At 49.9% G+C, this 1,811-nt stretch carries 2 protein-coding genes; both read right to left on the bottom strand.

Going from position 1 to position 1,811, the window contains the following annotated elements; translation table 11 throughout:
* Positions 1–793: DNA topoisomerase (locus tag HSP_RS10950; protein WP_425268516.1), on the bottom strand; the 793-nt coding region annotated here is incomplete at its 3' end.
* 181 nt (positions 794–974) lie between these two features.
* The coding region (locus HSP_RS0106585; protein WP_010129488.1) for an IS5 family transposase at positions 975–1,811 on the bottom strand (837 nt) is incomplete at its 5' end.

Here is a 1,811-nt window from a genome sequence, read left to right as displayed (position 1 = left end):
TTTTACGTGCAGAATCAATATCCAGCGACTGAGGAAAGACTGATTTCAGGGCATCGATAACCTGCGGCGCTTCGCTGAATTGTTCATCAGAAAGATATGAGCAATCAGAGCGGTTATAAGTAATCGCTTTATATTTTTCACGTAATTGTTGCGTAATATCCAGCGTTTTTTGTGCCGTCATTTTGAACTTTTTGTTCATGTATTGCTGGAGTCTGACCAGGTTAAACGGCAACGGCGCAGCCGTTTTTTTATCATCAGTTGCTGCCGCTTCAACTGTAGCCGGTTTTCCTGCAAGGGATGCTGCCGTTCCGTCTGCCCACGCGTTATCAAGTAATTTACGGTCTGTCAGCGGAGCAAATTCCCCTGGCTTCCAGTTCGCCCTGATAACATCAGCACCACGCTGAAAGACTCCGGTCATGGTGTAGTAAAAACTGGATTTATGGTTCTGGTTAGCACTGGTACGATTCACAATCAGGCCAAGAACGGGCGTCTGGACGCGCCCGACAGACAGAACGCCCTGATATCCTCTGGCTTTTGCAGGAATGGTGTAAGCACGCGTCATGGAGAAACCATAGACGGCATCAGCAACTGAACGCGCCAGCGCCTTAAGGTAAAGCCCTTTGAAATCACGATTATCTTTAAGATTTGCCAGTGCCTTTTTCACTGCCGGAAGCGTGTTGTCGTTAATCAGAACGCGCTTTACGGGTTTTGTGTTTCCTGCATATTCCAGGACTTCATCAACAAGTAGCTGTCCCTCATCATCAGGATCGCCAGCGTGAACAATTTCAGTCACGTCTCCACGTCTGATAAGTTCGAGAATCGTTTTAACCTGTTTTGCTGCACTTTCAACAGGCTGATACTTCACGGGATAAAGACGTAAAGGAAGCGTTTCAACCTTCCAGGCTTTGTATTCAGGATGGCTTTGTTGAATAAATCAGATTTCGGGTAAGTCTCCCCCGTAGCGGGTTGTGTTTTCAGGCAATACGCACGCTTTCAGGCATACCTGCTTTCGTCATTTTGTTCAGCGCTCGTACCAGGGCCATAGCCTCCGCAACCTGACCATCGTAGTCACGCAGCGTCAGTGAACCCCCGAACAGCTGTTTTACCCGGTACATCGCCGTTTCCGCTATCGAGCGACGGTTGTAATCTGTTGTCCATTTCCACCGCGCATTACTCCCGGTCATTCGCTGATTAGCCACTGCACGGTTACGGTCTGCATATTCACCGGGCCAGTAACCCGCGCCTTTTCGGGGCGGGATAAGCGCGCTGATTTTCTTACGCCGCAGTTCATCGTGACAGAGTTGGGTGTCGTAAGCGCCGTCTGCCGATGCTGCCCTGATTTTTCTGTGAGTCTGCCGGATAAGACCCGGGAAGGCTTCTGAGTCCGTCACATTGTTCAGCGACAGGTTTGCACAGATGATTTCATGTGTGTTGCTGTCAACTGCCAGATGCAACTTTCGCCATATACGACGGCGTTCCTGGCCATGCTTTTTGACTTTCCATTCGCCTTCACCAAAGACCTTCAGCCCGGTGGAATCAATCACCAGATGCGCGATTTCACCCCGGGTGAACGTTTTGAAACTGACATTAACCGACTTTGCGCGCTTGCTGACACTGGTGTAATCCGGGCAGCGCAACGGAACATTCATCAGTGTAAAAATGGAATCAATAAAACCCTGTGCAGCCCGCAGGGTCAACCTGAACACGCGTTTAATGACCAGAACGGTGGTGATGGCGAGATCAGAATAGCGCTGAGGTCTTCCCCGTGATGAAGGCGTTGCCGACTCATACCAGGCCTGAATAGCTTCATC

Source organism: Haemophilus sputorum CCUG 13788, from assembly GCF_000238795.1.
Taxonomy (GTDB): domain Bacteria; phylum Pseudomonadota; class Gammaproteobacteria; order Enterobacterales; family Pasteurellaceae; genus Haemophilus_A; species Haemophilus_A sputorum.
This window is presented reverse-complemented; position numbering and strand designations above follow the sequence as displayed.